Origin of the sequence: Ferruginibacter sp., assembly GCF_014377975.1 — a bacterium.
Taxonomy (GTDB): Bacteria; Bacteroidota; Bacteroidia; order Chitinophagales; family Chitinophagaceae; genus Ferruginibacter.
In genome coordinates, this window is sequence record NZ_JACMOO010000209.1 from 1 (window position 1) to 2,255 (window position 2,255).

Annotated in this window: 1 protein-coding gene and 1 pseudogene; both read left to right on the plus strand. The window is 36.0% G+C overall.

Annotated elements, in window-relative coordinates:
• Positions 1–2,117, plus strand: a 2,117-nt coding sequence (locus tag H7254_RS11625; protein ID WP_301933125.1) for a histidine kinase dimerization/phospho-acceptor domain-containing protein, incomplete at its 5' end; no start/stop codon positions are given.
• Between the two features lie 12 nt (positions 2,118–2,129).
• Positions 2,130–2,255 (plus strand): annotated as a pseudogene (locus H7254_RS11630) (ATP-binding protein); the annotation flags it as partial.

The window sequence follows — 2,255 nt, forward strand, 5'->3', positions numbered from 1 at the left end:
ATGCGCAATATAAAGTGAAATTTATTTTAAATGAAAAAACGGTCATTCATCATGATAGTATTTTCATAACCGGAACTTTCTCTAACTGGGACTCTACTGCCAACAGTAAATATTTGTTGAATGCTTATGGGGCAAATAAAAAATCAATAACGCTTAATTTAAAAGGAGGCGCTCTTAAGTATAAATTTCACAGAGGTAGTTGGTTTAGCGTTGAAAAACAAGATAATGGTGATGAGGTCCCTGATCGTACCTTTTTCATAACTCAGGATACTACTTTAATAGATAGTGTACTGAGATGGCGGGACGAGATTTTTGTTGGTAAATGGTATGAACTTGCAAAGGAAAAGGAAGATAGCAACCGTTTAAAAATTTTAGCTTCAATTGCCAACTTCTATGGATTTTACCCCGAATATTTCAATGCGGATTCAGCCTTCTATTACGCCCAGACCGCACTACAGTTACAGCAAAAAATAATGGCTTCTTCCAATGACAAATTACATAATCAAACAAAATATGCAACACAATATATAGGGCTCCAGGAAGTGATAGCCTATCTTATGCATTCTTTGGGAAATTATCCAAAAGCATTGGAGCTGAGGCTGGAAAATTTAAAATTGGCAGAAAAAGGAGATGATAAATTTCTACTTGTTTCGACCATTGTACAGATTACCAACGATTATATTTCAATGCAGGATTTCCGGAATGTGTTGAGTTATGGAAAATTAGCCGACTCTATTCTGAACACTGTAAACTCAAAGGACTCAAGGTTTGCCTTGAACAAATGGAATGTAAACAGTATCATAGGATCTTCTTTTTATAGCCTCCATTTACTTGATTCTGCTTTCCTTTATGCAAATCAAATGACAACAGTAGCAGGGCTTCCTTTTGAAGATGCATACTTAGCCTCTGCCAATAAGTTACTGGCAGATATTTATGCTGCAAAGGGAGATAATAAAACTGCTCTTAGGTATTATAGGTTAGCTGTGATAAAAATTCCTGATTATTGGGTTGCAGCCGCAAATGAAGGAATGGCAAAGGTGTTTCAAAAAGAAGGCAACCTGGACTCGGCATTGTTGTATGCAAGAAGGGCCTTAATTTTTTATCAAACAAATAAAAAAACTGTTCAGTCGTGGGGCGAAAATTCAAATTATTTTATTGCAGAAATAAGTCCGTTCATTGCAGATTTATATAAAGCCAATGGACAGTTAGATAGTGCATATAAATATCTCCATCTTTCGGTATCATTAAAAGATAGCCTGTACAATTCAGATAAAGTAAGACAGTTTCAAACCCTTTCTTTTAATGAAGAAGCCCGTCTTCAGCAACAGGAGCAGCAACGCAGGGAAGCAAAGCAGCAATACGATACCAAAATAAAAATGTATGGCCTAATAGGCATAATTACAGGATTTATAGTGTTGGCTATCGTTTTGTACAGAAACAACAAACACAAACAAAAGGCAAACTCTTTATTGCAATCTCAAAAGCAGGAAATAGAAACAACGCTGCGTGAATTAAAGAATACACAAAAACAACTCATCCAATCAGAAAAGATGGCAAGCCTTGGAGAACTGACTGCAGGCATTGCACATGAAATTCAAAACCCACTGAACTTTGTAAACAATTTTTCGGAAGTAAGCAATGAATTGATAAGTGAGATGGTTGGTGAAGTTGATAAGGGAAATACAGAGGAAGTAAAAGTAATTGCAAAGGATGTACAACAAAATTTAGAAAAAATATTACATCACGGTAAACGTGCCGATGCAATTGTAAAAGGAATGTTGCAGCATAGCACAAGCAGCAGCGGTGTAAAAGAATCCACAGATATTAATAAGCTGGCTGATGAATATTTACGGTTAGCGTATCATGGCTTGCGGGCAAAAGACAAATCATTTAATGCCACATTAAAAACAGATTATGATGAAAGCCTGTCTGCCGACAAGGAAGGGATAGGAAATATCGATATTATTCCACAGGATATTGGTAGGGTAATTTTAAATTTAATTACCAATGCATTTTATGCGGTAGATGAAAAGAAAAGATCAGGAATTGAAAATTATGAGCCAACAGTTTCTGTAAGTACAAAGAAAATTAATGATAACGTTTTTATTTCAGTATAGGATAACGGCAACGGCATTCCGCAGCATGTAATCGATAAAATATTTCAACCATTCTTTACAACAAAACCTACAGGCCAGGGGACAGGATTGGGTTTAAGCCTGGCGTATGATATTGTAAAAGCGCATGGGGGAGAAATA